Origin of the sequence: uncultured Flavobacterium sp. (assembly GCF_951805225.1) — a bacterium.
In the GTDB taxonomy this organism is placed as follows: Bacteria; Bacteroidota; Bacteroidia; order Flavobacteriales; family Flavobacteriaceae; genus Flavobacterium.
Map to the genome: position 1 here is coordinate 4152936 of NZ_OX638201.1, position 14725 is coordinate 4167660.

Below are 14725 nucleotides of genomic sequence, written 5' to 3' on the forward strand. Positions count from 1 at the left end.
TTAATTATTTTTTAATGATGTTTCCTGAAGCATCTGTAAATACAGTATACTTTTTGTCTCCGCTTGAAATTTCAAGTTTGTATTGATTCTTGTCGTTTTTGTACGCTTTTTCAAGTTTCGTGTTCGGAAAAGATTTTTCGATAGTCGATTTTACAGCTGCCGGAACAGCATCAGCAGCTACTTCAGTATATTCGTCCTGAATAGTTACTGATTGCGTCATTGAAGTTTTTACAGCAGGCGTGGTTGCCTGAACTGATAATCCTCCTAAAATGATTGCTGCAGATAAGATTAGCTTTTTCATAATAAATAGTTTTTATAGTTAGTTTAAATTATTTCTTAAGAATGTTCCCTGAAGCGTCTGTATAAACTATAGATTTTTCGCCTCGAACAGTAATTTCAACTTTATACTCTTTTTTTGAATTTACATATGCTTTTTCCAGTTTTACACCTGGATATGCATTGTCAAGAGCTGTTTTTATTGCTGCCGGAACAGCGTCTACTTCTTTATAATCATCCTGAACATTTACTGATCGTAGCACTGTGTTGGTTACGATACTATTTCCTGCTTGCATTGACAAACTTCCTAAAACGATAGCTGCCGATAAGATTAACTTTTTCATAGTGATATTTTTTAAGGGTTAGCCCTGATTTTTATTATTTTTTGATCCAAGATCCATCTGCGTTCGCATAAAGAGAACCTACTTTGTCTCCTACTGTAACACTTAATTTATATTCTGAACTTGCATTTTTGAATGCTTTTGATAGAATTGCGTCCGGATATGCTTTTTTAAGAGCATCAGTTACTGCAACTGGAACTTCTTCTAACTTAATTTCAGTGTATTCCTCTTGAATTGAGATTGTTTTTACGATTGTATTTGAAATTGGAGAAGTTGATGCAAATGATGTTAAACCTCCCAAAACGATTGCGGCTGATAAAAATAAATTTTTCATGATAGTTGTAATTTAGTGTTGTTAATTTGAGTCTGATATTGCTAATTTGAATCTTCACGAGAATCGATTTAGATTAATTATTTGATTATTTTTTAATCCAAGATCCATCTGCATTAGCAAAAAGATTTCCTACTTTGTCACCAACTGTTACGTCTAATTTATATTCTGATTTTTCGTTTTTATATGCTTTTGTAATAACTGCTGTTGGATATGCTTTTTTCAAAGCTTCTGCAATTGGAGCTGGTAATTCTTCCAATTTAATTTCTGTGTATTCGTCTGAAACTACAATAGATTTTACAATAGTATTTGTTATTGGAGCTGTTGAAGCGAATGAAGTTAAACCTCCTAAAACAATTGCGGCTGATAAAAATAGATTTTTCATAATAGTATATTTTAATTATTTAATAGTTTGTTTACGCTTTAGGTAATGAAATTATTATGCCGTTACTTAAATATGACGTGCCAAAACCATTAAATCCTTATAAAACAAGACTTTAATTAAAAATTACTATTGTTTAAAATTACAAAAAAGTGTGTAATGTGTTCGAAAAGTGTGTAAAAAATATACACTAAAAGTGTATACATGATGTATTTAACAATAAAACCCGATAAGATTTAAAGTGTATCAGGTCAGTTTACAAAATAATCATTCCGTAGGAATGTCTCGTTGGTAGATTAGATTTTGTTCATGGCGATACGTTCCGTAGGAACCTTTGATTAGCAGAAACAGATTCCGTTGTGATTAATTTCAATGAAACAAGTGTCCTTACAGGACACAACGCAAAAAATTGTATTATTTTTTTTTCTACCGATCAAATATTCCTGCGGAATATTAAATAGCTTAACATACAATTTGATATCGACTAGATAAACGACAAAACCATATATAACAAAAAAGGCTGTCAAAATTGACAGCCTTTTTATAATTATTCTATTGGATTCATTTTAAAAGTATCCATAAATGCAGTTGTATAATCTCCTGCAATATATCTTGGATCATCCATTAATTGTCTATGGAAAGGTATTGTAGTTTTCACACCTTCGATAACGAATTCATCAAGAGCTCTACGCATTTTACTAATAGCTTCTTCACGAGATTGTGCTGTAGTAATTAACTTAGCGATCATTGAATCGTAATTTGGCGGAATACTATAGCCTGAATAAACGTGAGTATCTAAACGAACTCCGTGTCCACCTGGCATATGAAGCGTAGTAATTTTTCCTGGTGAAGGGCGAAAATCGTTATAAGGATCTTCAGCATTAATACGACATTCGATTGCGTGTAATTGTGGTAAATAGTTTTTTCCTGAAATTGGAATTCCGGCAGCAACCATAATTTGCTCACGAATCAAATCATAATCAATAACTTGTTCTGTGATTGGGTGCTCAACCTGAATACGTGTATTCATTTCCATGAAATAGAAGTTTCTGTGTTTGTCCACTAAAAACTCTACTGTTCCAGCTCCTTCGTACTTAATGAATTCCGCCGCTTTTACAGCAGCTTCTCCCATTGCAGCACGCAATTCGTCTGTCATGAATGGTGAAGGTGTTTCTTCAGTTAATTTTTGATGACGACGTTGTACTGAACAGTCTCTTTCAGAAAGGTGACATGCTTTTCCGTATGAATCTCCAACAACCTGAATTTCGATATGACGTGGCTCTTCGATAAGTTTCTCCATGTACATTCCGTCATTTCCAAATGCAGCAGCAGCTTCCTGACGTGCACTTTCCCATGCTTTCAATAATTCATCTTCTTTCCATACAGCACGCATTCCTTTTCCACCACCACCAGCGGTAGCTTTAAGCATAACTGGGTAACCAAATTCTTTAGCTAATTTTTGTGTTTGTTCGAAAGATTCTAATAATCCGTCAGAACCTGGTACACATGGAACTCCTGCAGCTTTCATTGTAGCTTTTGCAGAAGCTTTATCTCCCATTTTATCAATCATTTCAGGAGCGGCACCAATAAATTTGATTCCGTGCTCTTGACAAATTTTTGAGAATTTAGCATTCTCAGAAAGAAATCCATATCCTGGATGTATTGCGTCTGCGTTTGTAATTTCTGCAGCAGCAATAATATTTGACATTTTCAAATACGATAAGTTACTTGGAGGGGGACCAATACAAACCGCTTCATCAGCAAACTTAACATGTAAACTCTCCGCATCGGCTGTAGAGTAAACTGCTACAGTTTTGATTCCCATTTCCTTACATGTACGAATTACACGAAGTGCAATTTCTCCTCTATTCGCAATTAATATTTTTTTAAACATCTTATTTTAATTAGATAATTAGACAATTTGATAATTAGATAATTTTAGATGATTAACAAAATTTCGATTGTGAATCCTTCTAAAATCTAAAATCTAAAATCTAAATTTATTTATGATGGATCAACTAAGAATAAAGGTTGGTCAAATTCTACAGGAGACATATCGTCAACAAGAATTTTTACAATTTTACCTGAAACTTCTGATTCAATTTCGTTGAATAATTTCATTGCTTCAATTACACAAAGAACATCACCTTTTGCAATAGTACTTCCTACTTCAGTGAAAACTGGTTTGTCCGGAGATGGTTTTCTATAAAAAGTTCCAATAATTGGAGATTTTATAGTAATGAATTTAGAATCTTCAGCTGGAGCTGCCGCTTCACTATTTACATTTACAACAACCGGAGCAGTTTGTTGTGGAGCAACTGCTTGAGGCAACGCAGCCTGAGCTGGCAATTGTTGTACATAAGTCGTTTCAGTTACATTTCCTTCTAAAGTAGTTCTGATAGTGATTTTTACATCATCCATTTCTAACTTTACTTCTGCAACTCCCGAATTTGCTACAAATTTAATTAGGTTTTGAATTTCTTTTAAATCCATAATGATTTGATTTTAGTTTTAATTTATTTCTTATCGTAAGCCCATTTTAGGTAAATAGATCCCCAAGTGAATCCACCACCAAAAGCAGCAAAAATAATATTATCTCCTTTTTTAAGTAGGTGTTCAAAGTCATTTAACACTAAAGGCAAGGTTGCTGAAGTGGTATTGCCATATTTTTCAATATTCACTAATACTTTTGAATCTTCAAGCTCCATTCTGCTAGCAGTAGCATCTATAATACGTCTATTAGCCTGATGTGGCACTAACCAGTTAACATCTTCATTAGTCAAATTGTTTCTTTTTAGAATCAATTCGCTTGCATCAGCCATATTGGTAACAGCAAATTTAAAAACGGTTTTTCCGTCCTGAACAATATTGTGTAATTTATTTTTTACGGTCTCTTCAGTAGTTGGTATTAGAGAACCTCCGGCAGATATTTTAAGAAAATCGCGTCCTACACCATCGCTTCGTAAGTATTCGTCTTGTAAGCCTAAGCCTTCATAATTTGGTTCGAATAAAACAGCTCCTGCTCCATCTCCAAAAATAATACAAGTTGCTCTGTCTGTATAATCTACAATTGATGACATTTTATCAGCACCAATTAATAATACTTTTTTGTATCGTCCTGACTGCACATAAGCTGCAGCAGTAGACATACCATATAAGAAACTTGAGCACGCCGCTTGCAAATCATATGCAAATGCATTTGTGGCGCCAATTTGTGTTGCAACAAAAACTCCTGTAGAAGCCACAGGCATATCTGCAGTAGCTGTTGCCATTATAATCATATCAATCTCTAACGGATCAATATTAGCTTTTGCTATTAAATCCTGTGCTGCTTTTATAGCAAGAAACGATGTTCCTTTATCAGCATCTTTAAGAATTCTTCTTTCTTTAATTCCGGTACGAGTAGTAATCCATTCGTCATTGGTATCGACCATTGTTTCTAAAACCTTGTTCGAAAGTACAAAGTCTGGAACGTATCCTCCAACAGCGGTAATTGCGGCTGTGATTGTATTCATTATATTCTATTATTTCGTTTCAAACACATAGTATTTGAAAAATTTTTAAAAGACTTGAAAATTACAAAAAAAAACGAAATGAATTTGTATGCATTTTCTTAAAAAAAGAAAATTATAACCAACAAAAAAAACTCTCACTATGTGAGAGTTCTAGTATCATTTACGAAAACGTATTAAGCAACCGCTACAGATTTATCGATAACAACTTGCCCTCTGTAATACATTTTACCTTCATGCCAGTAAGCTCTGTGGTATAAATGTGCTTCTCCAGTAATAGGACATGTAGCGATTTGAGCTACAGTAGCTTTATAATGTGTTCTTCTCTTATCTCTTCTTGTTTTCGAGATTTTTCTCTTAGGATGTGCCATTTTACTATATTATTTATCCGTTAATAGTTTCTTTAATTTGTCCCAACGCGGGTCAATATCTTCTTCTTGTTTACTCTCTTCTTTTACTTCTTTGACTTTTAACTCATTCAGTTTTGATAAAGCTTCACTTTGTAAAGTTCCGTCTTTTACTCCTGGATGAACTCGTTTTAGCGGTACCGAAAGTGCAATCATTTCATAAATGTACTGTATTACATCTATTTCATGCTCTCCGTGTGGCAGGATCAACAACTCTTCGTTATCATTATTGAATTCATCTCCAAAACGAACAATTAATTTCATTTTCCCTTTTATAGGAAGATCAAAATCTTCGCCTGTTAGATCACAAGGCACATTTACAGTTCCTTTGTGTTTGAATTCCAACTCTAACATGTTGCTTTTCTTATCTAAAACTAAACCTACTTTGATATCCGAACTTTGAAATTCGTCGTAATCAAAGTTCTCAAAGAACGTGTTACTTATTTGATACTCAAAATGGTGTTTTCCTAGTTTTAATCCTATGAAAGGAATTAAAAATTCTTTTGTTTTGCTCATTTCAACATCAATTTGACCAATCGCTATCTAAAACTCAGATACCTGAATTGGGGTGCAAAGATATAAAATTATTATAAAACTAATAATCTTATTCACCTTTTTTTGTTTATAACTGTTTTTCTTTTATTTTAAGAGGTTTTTTACTAATCTCCTCATACTGATTACGCGAGTTAAAAATATCAATCGCAAGATAAACTGCTTCTTTAAATGAATTAAAATCTGCCATGTCTTTTCCAGCAATATCGTAGGCTGTACCGTGATCCGGCGAAGTTCTTACTTTATTTAAACCTGCTGTATAATTAACTCCTTTTCCAAAAGACAAAGTCTTAAAAGGAATTAACCCCTGATCGTGATAAGTTGCTACAATCGCATCATATTTTTCATATTGACCGCTTCCAAAAAATCCATCTGCAGGAAATGGTCCAAAAACCATTGTTCCGGCATCAAATATTTTCTTTAAAGTAGGCTTCAAAATCAAATCGTCTTCTTTTCCTATAACACCGCCATCTCCAGCATGTGGATTTAATCCTAAAACCGCAATTTTTGGTTTTACAATACTAAAATCCTGAATTAAAGATTTTCTAACGGTTTCGATTTTTCTTGTAATCAATTTTTCTGTCAAATGCGATGAAACTTCACTTAACGGAACATGATCTGTCAATAAACCAACTCTTAGATTATCCTGCACCATCATCATTAATGCATTTCCTTCTAATTCCTGATCCAGATAATCTGTATGTCCCGGAAATTTAAATCCTTCTGACTGAATATTATATTTATTTATTGGAGCTGTAACAAGTACATCAATCGTACCTTCTTTCAAAGCTTTGGTTGCAGCCACAAAAGACTTTATTGCATATTCTCCAATTTTCTCATCATTTTTACCCAAATTAATATCGACACCTTCTTTCCAAAGGTTAAATACATTTACTTTTCCCGGTAAAACCTGATCTAATTTATCAACGCCATGAAATTGAACTGTCGAAGTAAAGCTTTTCTTAACGAAAGAAAGTATTTTGGCGTTTGCAAAAATAACTGGCGTACACATTTCTAACATACGTGAATCCTCGAATGTTTTAAGTATAACTTCGCTTCCAATACCGTTTAAATCTCCAATTGAAATTCCAACAATTATATTTTCTGCTTTTTTATTCATGAGCTCAGCTTATTTATTACTAATTTTGATGTGCAAATTTAGTAAAATAAAACAACAATGTTTACAGGAATTATAGAAACCCTAGGAAGGATTCACGAAATACAGAAAGAGCAAGGTAATCTTCACATAACTGTTGATTCTTCTATCACAAATGAATTAAAAATTGACCAAAGTGTTTCGCACAACGGAATATGCTTAACGGTCGTAGCAATAAAAGATTCGTTTTATACCGTAACCGCTATTGACGAAACTATTTTGAAAACAAATATTGGAGACTGGAAAACCGGAGATATTGTAAATCTGGAAAGAGGAATGAAGCTTGGAGATCGTCTTGACGGACATATTGTTCAAGGTCACGTAGACCAAACTGGAACCTGCATCAAAATCGAAGAAGCAAACGGAAGCTGGAATTACACTTTTGAATACGACAAAAACCTCAGCAACATTACTATAGAAAAAGGTTCTATAACTGTTAACGGAGTTAGCCTTACAGTTGTAAATTCTAAAACAAATGAATTTAGTGTCTCAATTATTCCTTATACGTATGAACATACCAATTTTAAGGATTTTAAAACTGGAACTAAAATAAACTTAGAATTTGATGTAGTAGGAAAATACATTTCGAGACTTTATTCAATAAACAAATAAATCCCTACAATATTTTACATAAAAAAGGCTTCAATTTACATTGAAGCCTTTTTTATTTTATTTCTATATATAAATACCGTTCCTAACGCTAATCCAGCAACCATCAAAAAAACAAGATCCTGATTAATTGGCGCACCATCTACAACTGGCGTACCCGGATCGTCCTGGACTGTATTTGTTTCAGCTCCTCTAGCTGTTGGCGCAGGCATATCCTTTGGCCCAGCATAAGTAAAATCGACCATTAGCAAAACAATAGCTAAAAAAATAGTTCTTATTATTTTCATAATTTTAACATGCTCTAAAACAAGCACAATATATTAAGTTAGACTTGGGGTCTTTTGTTGAAAATTCGCACAAAACCATGGTTTACAGCGACATTCCTTGACAAATGTATAAGTTTTTTGCACAAATACAATGTTTAAAACAAAAAAAAGCCTCATAAAATTATGAGGCTTTTTGTGGTCCCACCTGGGCTCGAACCAGGGACCACCTGATTATGAGTCAGGTGCTCTAACCAGCTGAGCTATAGGACCGGTTTGAGGATGCAATATTACTACTATTTTTCATTCACTCCAAATATTTTGAGACATGATTTGTATTTAATTTCAAATAATAACTGGTCTCAACAAAAAATTAATTGATTTTCAATGTCTTATTTAAAAATAAAATTTTCAAATTTCTTTACTGAATTTCCTGACAAAGCTCAACTAAGACTCCATTTGTGTTTTTTGGATGCAAAAAAACAACCAATTTATTGTCCGCTCCTTTTTTAGGCACTTCATTAATCAATACAAAACCTTCGTTTTTCAATCGTTCAATTTCTGCATATATATCTGTTACGTCAAAAGCAATATGATGAATACCTTCTCCTTTTTTTTCTAAAAACTTAGCAATTGGACTTTCGGGATTTGTTGCCATCAAAAGTTCAATTTTATTTGTACCTGTTTGAAAAAAAGAAGTCAGAACACCTTCACTTTCTACTTTTTCTTCTTTATAGGACGGAACTCCCAAAAGTTTTTCGAACAATACATTTGCATCGTCCATATTTTTTACCGCAATTCCTATATGTTCTATTTTATTTACCATCTCTTTAATATATATTAAGACACCTTTTTAGTTTATTGATTGATATACGTATTAAAATAACCACATTCTGCTATTACATCCTGATAATACTTCGTATCCGAATAGTCTTTTTTCAATGCTTTGAAACCATTCCAAGCAGCAAAATTGACTTTATCATCTTCAACACTCCACCAATTCGTTACATTACTATACTTATTATTATAAAATTCGTTTCGTTCGCATTTTGACAATAAGTAAACACATTTTGCTTTTTGTTCTTTTGTAGTTGCCGCTTCAAATGCTTTTTGATAATACATTTTTGGAAGATCACAATTCGTAATCATCTTTTTCATCGAATCTCTAAAAGAATACGGACTAGAACCATAACCTACAATACTTATTTCGTAAAAAGTTCTGCCGTTTCCAAAATGAGTAATATTATAGAATGCATTTCCTAGCAATAAACTATTCGTAAAAACATCTTCTTTTTGAGCCAATTTATCCTGCATCGCTTTTATTGTAGTTAAAAACTCAAGCTGAGAATATTTCTTTTTTTGATAAGCTGCATGTTCACAATCGTGACAATCCTTAATGTTTCCGTTGAACGGATTTCCTAAAAATTGATAATTCTGAACAGAATCTGTTTGCTGAATAAAAGCAATCGCTTCAGGAATCTTATTTTTAAAAGTTGCCTGAACTGCCTGAAAATTATTAATGTCTTTCAAGTTCAAACTATAAATTCCGGATGCAATTTTCTCGATTTCGGTTTTATTTGGCTTAGCCAAAAAAGTTTTCATGTCCAACAAATTTTTTTCATTATCATAAAATGAATTTCCTCCGCCCCAATAATAAGAATTAGAATGAGAATCTCCACCAAACAATTCCACCATTACAGGATTTGCTTTGGCTTTGTAAAGTGCTGCCAAATAATTCTTGCTCCATGAAACTGCATTTTGATAACGAAACTCCTCTCCTTTGTACGTTTTTGGAATTTCGTAATAAAGCCAATTCAAATCTGCCAGAATTGTTTTCTCATTTTTATCTGTAAGCTTATCAATTTTACTCATATTGTTTACAAAACGAAGCAACCTCAACTGATATGCTGCCAACTCTGTTTTAGGTAAAGTTTTTTCGGCTTTGTCAAAATTAGTATCTGCATTGGCAAAATCTCCTTTTAATGTTTGAAGATATCCCAATGAAATATCCCATAAATAAGGTTTCTCTGTATTTCCTGCAGCTGCAATTTTCGCAACTAAATCAAATGCTTTTTTATCGAATTTAGCTTGATTTTCGGCTCTGTTCTCTGCAACCGTTTGACTGACAGAAGGCGAATTATAATCATCTGGCTTTGTTTTCACCGCAAATGAATTATTAATATTCTGTTCTTGTTTGTTTATTAATCTTGTCAGCAAATAATTCAAATGCTCGCTTTTAGGATCTAATTCGTAGATTTTTTCAATTGCTTGTCTTTCATCTTTATAATATCCATGAACTGCCCAAAGTGCCGCTTTTTCCTTATTGTTTTTGGCCATAGCCAAAGACTTAGTCCAATCAGCTTCGTTTTTTGGATGAAAACTATAAGCCGTAACAACTCTCATTTCCGGACATTTATCAAAAACCAAAGCATACAAATAATTAGAAGTTGCATACTTTTTTTGCTGATAATTAATTCCTGCTACATAAGCTAATGCACGATAATACAACGTATTCTTTGCAACTGAATTCTCGGTTTTATTAAAAAACAAAATCGCTTTTTGTTTGTTATTACTATAAAAATAAGCCTTCATGGTCAAGAACCAATATCTGTTTTTAAGGAATGAATCTGATGTTGTATTGTATACATTTTCGATCGACTGAATCATCTTCAAATCCTTAAAAGTTTTTGCAACAACCGGATCATAACTCCAATATTGGTCTCCAATTGAAACGGTTTCTATCTTTTGAGCCAGATACAAAAACTCTACAAAACTTTTTACTTTAGGATCTTTCAAACTTATTTTCTTTCCCCATTTTAGAGAAGTTTGATTCTCTTTTTTAGTTTTATAGAAAACATGAAGTTGCGTAATTTCGGTTTTGTTTGCCGAAACTTTGTCTTTGTTAGCATAATAATCCTTGATTTCATCTCCAATCAAGAAATGACTTACCGTTGCCGCATCTACTTTGCCTTTCAAGTAATTTTCCCAATCAGATTTTATGTCTTCATTAAATCTTGAATTGTGTTCTCTATCAAATCCAATTCCATAAAAAATAGCGCCTGACAAGAAAAGTGGCGAATAAGATTTATCTGCGAATGTTTCTGGTGTAAAATTTGAATTATAACCAAAATAATCCCAATCGTCACCATCGGCGCAAGCATAAATTATTCCGCAAACCGATAATAAAGCAACGCTAGAAACAAGAAATAACTTGCTCAAAAATATTCTTTTCATAGTTTTTTAAATTGAATTCGTCTAAATCGTAAAATATAATTTCTTTTGGTTTTTGATCCAAATTTTCGTCTAATTCATCTGCCATTTCCAACAGATCTTCTGGCGAAATCTCTTCTATTTTCAGTAAATCATTCTCTTCATAAAATATACCATTTTTATAATTCGATTGTTTTACTTTAAAGAAAATAGCATTTATCTGCTCAAAATTTTGATCTTTTTTAAGTTCGCTCTCGTTTATTTTAGAACGCAAACCAATTACTTTTTGATTCCTGATATGAACTCCCCAGGAATATATTGGCAAAGCCAAATCAAGATGCAACGGATATTTCTTTAAACTTTTGAGATAGCGATCTGCAACTTTTTTATTGTAGATCGAGTTCAAAGAATCCGGCGCAATTGTTCCCATATTATAATACATTAAAACTCCGGAATCAACATTAGGGATTTTTGTCTTCTTGAAATATTTCACTTGGTGCAATCGAATTGTTGCCGAAAGTTTCTTCTGCGAAAGTTTCTTAAATCGTTCAATAAACTTGAGATAATTTTCTTTGCTATTTAAACTCCAATCGCAATCAATTTGAATTTCGTTACATTGAATTTTATTTGTAGCATTAATCTTTTCAACCAATGAAAAAGTTTTTTGCGCTAAATCATCAATATCTAAATCGGGCGACAACATGACTTTATTTTGTATAAAAACGACCGGAACAATATTAAAATTATTCACGTTTTGCTGAAAACGAATTGGACTTAACGGAATTGGCTGTTGATTTTCTGGATTTAAACTAATATCAAAATACCTTATATAGAGTTTATTGACATTATTATCCTTTAGAATTGCGGTTTCTTTTTCGGATAATTTAAAGATGGTTTTCCAATAATAAAAGGCAATTATTGGTTTCTCGTTTTTACAGCAAGCTATCAGTAAAAAAACTAATAAGAACCAGAAAAACCTTTTTATCAAAACTAAGAGAAATTAAATTTAAGCTCAAAAGTAAGAAATTATATCATTCTGACGATTTCAAATTCAAAAAAACAGCACAACCACACTGCTAAATATCCTAATAAATGGATAAAAAGTTTCAATTAAAGCAAATATAATCGTTATTTTGTGCAATCAAATTCAAATTAATTATGTTGAAAAACAACTTTAAATATATTCCTTTTTTACTGCTATTTTTAATGATGAGTTGCGCCAAAAGAGGCAGCATCACTGGTGGATTAAAAGATACTTTGCCGCCTGTTTTAACAAGAAGCACACCAAAAAATTACACTACAGACTTTAAAGGAGATCAATTTGTATTGGAGTTTGATGAATTTATAAAACTAAAAAACTTAAACAAACAGCTGATCATTTCGCCTCCAATGAAACACGAGCCGTTGATTACGCCAACATCTGTAAGTAAAATTATCACGGTAAAAATCAAAGATACTTTACAGCCAAATACGACTTATAGTTTTAATTTTGGTCAAAGTATTGCGGACAATAACGAAGGAAATGCATTAAATCAATTTAAGTATGTTTTCTCGACGGGTCCATATATTGATTCTCTTTCGCTTACCGGAAAAATCAAAGATTCATACAATAAAAATGTCGACAACTTTGTATCTGTAATGCTTTATGAAGCAAATGATAAATACAAGGATTCTGTTATTTATAAGGATCTTCCAAGATATATTACCAATACTTTGGATAGTATGCGTGTTTTTAAATTAGAAAATTTAAAGGCTGGAAAATATATGTTGGTTGCAATGAAAGACAAAGGTGGAAACAATAAATTTAATCCAAAAGATGATAAAATAGGATTCATTAAACATTTTATTACAATACCAAATGATACTGTTTATGAATTGGAATTATTTAAGGAAACACTTCCGTTAAAAATGTTTAAACCTATTCAGGCTTCCGGAAACAGACTTCTTCTTCCATATGATGGGAAACAAAATATAAAACTTCTGAAACCTAAGATTGTTTTAAGAAACAATACCGAAGTTATGGAATCTATTGTAACGCAATTTCCTAAAAAGGACTCTTTGCAGATTTGGTATAAACCTATTAAAGTTGATTCTCTAAACCTACAAGTTACATCTGGCAATTACGACAAGAAATTTTCTTTTAAGATTAAAGATCTAAAAAAAGACACTTTGAATATTACCGCAGTACAAAACGGAACAATAAATTTTAGAGATAGATTTACTTTAGAAAGTGCTACTCCGCTAGTGAAATTTGATAAGTCAAAAATCAAATTGATCAATAAGGATTCTGTCGCTGTTGATTTTACGACTGAATATGATGAATTCGAACAAAAACTATATGTAGATTTCAAGAAATTACCGGTTGAAAAATATCATTTTCAATTTTTACCGGGAGCTTTAACGGACTTCTATGACAAAACAAATGATACTTTGTCGTATAAATTAACGACAAAAGAACTTGAAGATTACGGGAATATAGTTTTAAATTTAAAGAACGTAAAACGATTTCCTATAATTGTTGAATTGACCAATAAAAAAGGAGATATGGTTCTTGCGAGTCAATATTCTGAAAAAGAAACGAGGTTTGTATTTGATCTCGTTGAACCGAATTCGTTTACTGTAAGAGTTATTTACGACGATAATAAAAATAAAATCTACGACGCCGGAAACTTTTTAAAGAAAGAATACGCCGAAGAAGTCAACTATTATCAGGAAGAATTTGATGTTAGATCAAACTGGGATCGAGAAGAAACCGTTGATTTAAGCATTCAATATAATCCTGAAGTCGAGAAAAAACAGGACAAGAAAAAGAAAAAAGAGGAAGAGAAAAAACGAAAAGCTTTCTAAATCTTAATTTCAAAAAAATCTTTATCACTCAAAAAATCGAGTTTTTTTCGAGTTTCCAACATTACATTTTTATCTAATTCGACCACAAAAACACCCGCTGTTTCTTGTGGTTGAAGAATGTAATTTCCTAAAAAATCTACAACTTGCGAATGTCCAATATGTTCGTAATTGTTAGCGTCCAACCCTATTCTATTTACTCCAACTACATAACTTAAGTTTTCGATTGCGCGGGCTTTCAATAATGAATCCCAAGCATTTGTTCTGACTTTTGGCCAATTGGCAACATATAAAAGCAGGTCGTAATTTTCGACATTTCTGGCAAAAACAGGAAATCTTAAGTCGTAACAAATCTGCAGACAAATTTTCCAGCCTAAATAATCTACAATTACTTTTTGAGTTCCTGAGGTATAAAATTGATTTTCTCCCGCAAGTGAAAACAAATGACGTTTGTCATAATACTGCATTTCGCCTGACGGAAAAACAAACAACATTCGATTGTAATAATTTCCGTTTTCTATAATTATCAAACTTCCCGTTAAGGCACAATTTTTCTGCTTTGCGATTGATTGCATCCACAAAACTGTTTCTCCTTGCATAGTTTCTGCAACTTGGGAAGCATTCATCGTAAATCCTGTCGAAAACATTTCAGGAAGTACAATCAAATTTGTGCTTGAATCGATTTGATTTATAATCGATTCGAAGTTTTTTTTGTTCTGAGAAGCGTCTTCCCAATATAGATCTGATTGAATAAGTGCAATTTTCATATTTCAAAAATACGAATTTTAAGATTAAAATAGATTTTTCCAAAAAAACGAGTTTCTGCAAAAATTTCTCAAAAA

General features: G+C 32.3%; 17 protein-coding genes and 1 tRNA gene. 2 read left to right on the top strand and 16 right to left on the bottom strand.

Going from position 1 to position 14725, the window contains the following annotated elements:
• Positions 1 to 4: 4 nt before the first annotated feature.
• From WN975_RS17370 to pdxA, 10 genes are all read right to left on the bottom strand, one after another.
• Positions 5 to 301 carry a PepSY-like domain-containing protein gene (locus WN975_RS17370; RefSeq protein ID WP_099709761.1) on the bottom strand — a complete coding sequence of 99 codons (297 nt, stop codon included), beginning with the start codon at positions 299 to 301 and terminating at the stop codon, positions 5 to 7.
• Between the two features lie 28 nt (positions 302 to 329).
• On the bottom strand, positions 330 to 620 hold the full coding sequence (locus WN975_RS17375) for a hypothetical protein (RefSeq protein ID WP_337967597.1): 291 nt from the start codon (positions 618 to 620) through the stop codon (positions 330 to 332).
• A 34-nt stretch (positions 621 to 654) separates the two neighbouring features.
• On the bottom strand, positions 655 to 951 hold the full coding sequence (locus tag WN975_RS17380; protein ID WP_337967598.1) for a hypothetical protein: 297 nt from the start codon (positions 949 to 951) through the stop codon (positions 655 to 657).
• Between the two features lie 85 nt (positions 952 to 1036).
• The gene (locus tag WN975_RS17385) at positions 1037 to 1333 is read right to left on the bottom strand and encodes a hypothetical protein (protein WP_337967599.1); all 297 of its coding nucleotides are present in this window, start codon (positions 1331 to 1333) and stop codon (positions 1037 to 1039) included.
• Positions 1334 to 1877: 544 nt separating this feature from the next.
• The gene (accC, locus tag WN975_RS17390) at positions 1878 to 3224 is read right to left on the bottom strand and encodes an acetyl-CoA carboxylase biotin carboxylase subunit (protein WP_026983588.1); all 1347 of its coding nucleotides are present in this window, start codon (positions 3222 to 3224) and stop codon (positions 1878 to 1880) included.
• A gap of 110 nt (positions 3225 to 3334) precedes the next feature.
• Positions 3335 to 3823 carry an acetyl-CoA carboxylase biotin carboxyl carrier protein gene (gene accB, locus WN975_RS17395; RefSeq protein WP_099709765.1) on the bottom strand — a complete coding sequence of 163 codons (489 nt, stop codon included), beginning with the start codon at positions 3821 to 3823 and terminating at the stop codon, positions 3335 to 3337.
• Between the two features lie 23 nt (positions 3824 to 3846).
• Positions 3847 to 4845 carry a beta-ketoacyl-ACP synthase III gene (locus WN975_RS17400; RefSeq protein WP_121328627.1) on the bottom strand — a complete coding sequence of 333 codons (999 nt, stop codon included), beginning with the start codon at positions 4843 to 4845 and terminating at the stop codon, positions 3847 to 3849.
• 173 nt (positions 4846 to 5018) lie between these two features.
• On the bottom strand, positions 5019 to 5213 hold the full coding sequence (rpmF, locus tag WN975_RS17405) for a 50S ribosomal protein L32 (RefSeq protein ID WP_007137315.1): 195 nt from the start codon (positions 5211 to 5213) through the stop codon (positions 5019 to 5021).
• A gap of 9 nt (positions 5214 to 5222) precedes the next feature.
• Positions 5223 to 5765 carry a DUF177 domain-containing protein gene (locus tag WN975_RS17410; protein ID WP_121330022.1) on the bottom strand — a complete coding sequence of 181 codons (543 nt, stop codon included), beginning with the start codon at positions 5763 to 5765 and terminating at the stop codon, positions 5223 to 5225.
• A gap of 106 nt (positions 5766 to 5871) precedes the next feature.
• Positions 5872 to 6921, bottom strand: coding sequence for a 4-hydroxythreonine-4-phosphate dehydrogenase PdxA (pdxA, locus tag WN975_RS17415; protein WP_337967600.1), 1050 nt, complete (start codon positions 6919 to 6921; stop codon positions 5872 to 5874).
• A 57-nt stretch (positions 6922 to 6978) separates the two neighbouring features.
• On the opposite strand from pdxA, the gene WN975_RS17420 reads away from it, so the two are divergent.
• Entirely contained in the window at positions 6979 to 7569 is a 591-nt protein-coding gene (locus WN975_RS17420; RefSeq protein ID WP_337967601.1) for a riboflavin synthase, read from the top strand.
• 35 nt (positions 7570 to 7604) lie between these two features.
• Here the strand turns inward: WN975_RS17420 and WN975_RS17425 are convergent, their stop codons facing one another.
• The 5 genes from WN975_RS17425 to WN975_RS17445 all read right to left on the bottom strand — a co-directional run bounded on the left by WN975_RS17425 (position 7605) and on the right by WN975_RS17445 (position 12027).
• Positions 7605 to 7853 carry a hypothetical protein gene (locus WN975_RS17425; RefSeq protein WP_337967602.1) on the bottom strand — a complete coding sequence of 83 codons (249 nt, stop codon included), beginning with the start codon at positions 7851 to 7853 and terminating at the stop codon, positions 7605 to 7607.
• Positions 7854 to 8028: 175 nt separating this feature from the next.
• Positions 8029 to 8102 (bottom strand) — tRNA-Ile (locus WN975_RS17430).
• Between the two features lie 148 nt (positions 8103 to 8250).
• The gene (gene mce / locus WN975_RS17435) at positions 8251 to 8655 is read right to left on the bottom strand and encodes a methylmalonyl-CoA epimerase (RefSeq protein ID WP_099709771.1); all 405 of its coding nucleotides are present in this window, start codon (positions 8653 to 8655) and stop codon (positions 8251 to 8253) included.
• Between the two features lie 32 nt (positions 8656 to 8687).
• Entirely contained in the window at positions 8688 to 11063 is a 2376-nt protein-coding gene (locus tag WN975_RS17440; protein ID WP_337967603.1) for a hypothetical protein, read from the bottom strand.
• On the bottom strand, positions 11023 to 12027 hold the full coding sequence (locus WN975_RS17445; protein WP_337967604.1) for a hypothetical protein: 1005 nt from the start codon (positions 12025 to 12027) through the stop codon (positions 11023 to 11025). The genes WN975_RS17440 and WN975_RS17445 overlap by 41 nt, the downstream gene beginning before the upstream one ends.
• 170 nt (positions 12028 to 12197) lie before the next feature.
• Here WN975_RS17445 and WN975_RS17450 point away from each other — a divergent pair, with 170 nt between their 5' ends.
• Positions 12198 to 13886 carry an Ig-like domain-containing protein gene (locus tag WN975_RS17450; RefSeq protein ID WP_337967605.1) on the top strand — a complete coding sequence of 563 codons (1689 nt, stop codon included), beginning with the start codon at positions 12198 to 12200 and terminating at the stop codon, positions 13884 to 13886.
• Here the strand turns inward: WN975_RS17450 and WN975_RS17455 are convergent.
• Positions 13883 to 14650 carry an amidohydrolase gene (locus WN975_RS17455; protein WP_337967606.1) on the bottom strand — a complete coding sequence of 256 codons (768 nt, stop codon included), beginning with the start codon at positions 14648 to 14650 and terminating at the stop codon, positions 13883 to 13885. The two genes, WN975_RS17450 and WN975_RS17455, sit on opposite strands and share 4 nt — an antisense overlap.
• Positions 14651 to 14725: the final 75 nt, after the last annotated feature.

Excerpts from the sequence above, each read along its gene's own strand:
- WN975_RS17385 (WP_337967599.1), bottom strand. The coding sequence starts at position 1,333 with ATGAAAAATCTATTTTTATCAGCCGCAATTGTTTTAGGAGGTTTAACT.
- WN975_RS17440 (WP_337967603.1), bottom strand. The coding sequence starts at position 11,063 with ATGAAAAGAATATTTTTGAGCAAGTTATTTCTTGTTTCTAGCGTTGCT.
- mce (WP_099709771.1), bottom strand. The coding sequence starts at position 8,655 with ATGGTAAATAAAATAGAACATATAGGAATTGCGGTAAAAAATATGGAC.
- pdxA (WP_337967600.1), bottom strand. The coding sequence starts at position 6,921 with ATGAATAAAAAAGCAGAAAATATAATTGTTGGAATTTCAATTGGAGAT.
- accB (WP_099709765.1), bottom strand. The coding sequence starts at position 3,823 with ATGGATTTAAAAGAAATTCAAAACCTAATTAAATTTGTAGCAAATTCG.
- WN975_RS17425 (WP_337967602.1), bottom strand. The coding sequence starts at position 7,853 with ATGAAAATAATAAGAACTATTTTTTTAGCTATTGTTTTGCTAATGGTC.
- WN975_RS17380 (WP_337967598.1), bottom strand. The coding sequence starts at position 951 with ATGAAAAATTTATTTTTATCAGCCGCAATCGTTTTGGGAGGTTTAACA.
- WN975_RS17455 (WP_337967606.1), bottom strand. The coding sequence starts at position 14,650 with ATGAAAATTGCACTTATTCAATCAGATCTATATTGGGAAGACGCTTCT.
- rpmF (WP_007137315.1), bottom strand. The coding sequence starts at position 5,213 with ATGGCACATCCTAAGAGAAAAATCTCGAAAACAAGAAGAGATAAGAGA.
- WN975_RS17410 (WP_121330022.1), bottom strand. The coding sequence starts at position 5,765 with ATGAGCAAAACAAAAGAATTTTTAATTCCTTTCATAGGATTAAAACTA.
- WN975_RS17450 (WP_337967605.1), top strand. The coding sequence starts at position 12,198 with ATGTTGAAAAACAACTTTAAATATATTCCTTTTTTACTGCTATTTTTA.
- WN975_RS17420 (WP_337967601.1), top strand. The coding sequence starts at position 6,979 with ATGTTTACAGGAATTATAGAAACCCTAGGAAGGATTCACGAAATACAG.
- accC (WP_026983588.1), bottom strand. The coding sequence starts at position 3,224 with ATGTTTAAAAAAATATTAATTGCGAATAGAGGAGAAATTGCACTTCGT.
- WN975_RS17400 (WP_121328627.1), bottom strand. The coding sequence starts at position 4,845 with ATGAATACAATCACAGCCGCAATTACCGCTGTTGGAGGATACGTTCCA.
- WN975_RS17375 (WP_337967597.1), bottom strand. The coding sequence starts at position 620 with ATGAAAAAGTTAATCTTATCGGCAGCTATCGTTTTAGGAAGTTTGTCA.
- WN975_RS17370 (WP_099709761.1), bottom strand. The coding sequence starts at position 301 with ATGAAAAAGCTAATCTTATCTGCAGCAATCATTTTAGGAGGATTATCA.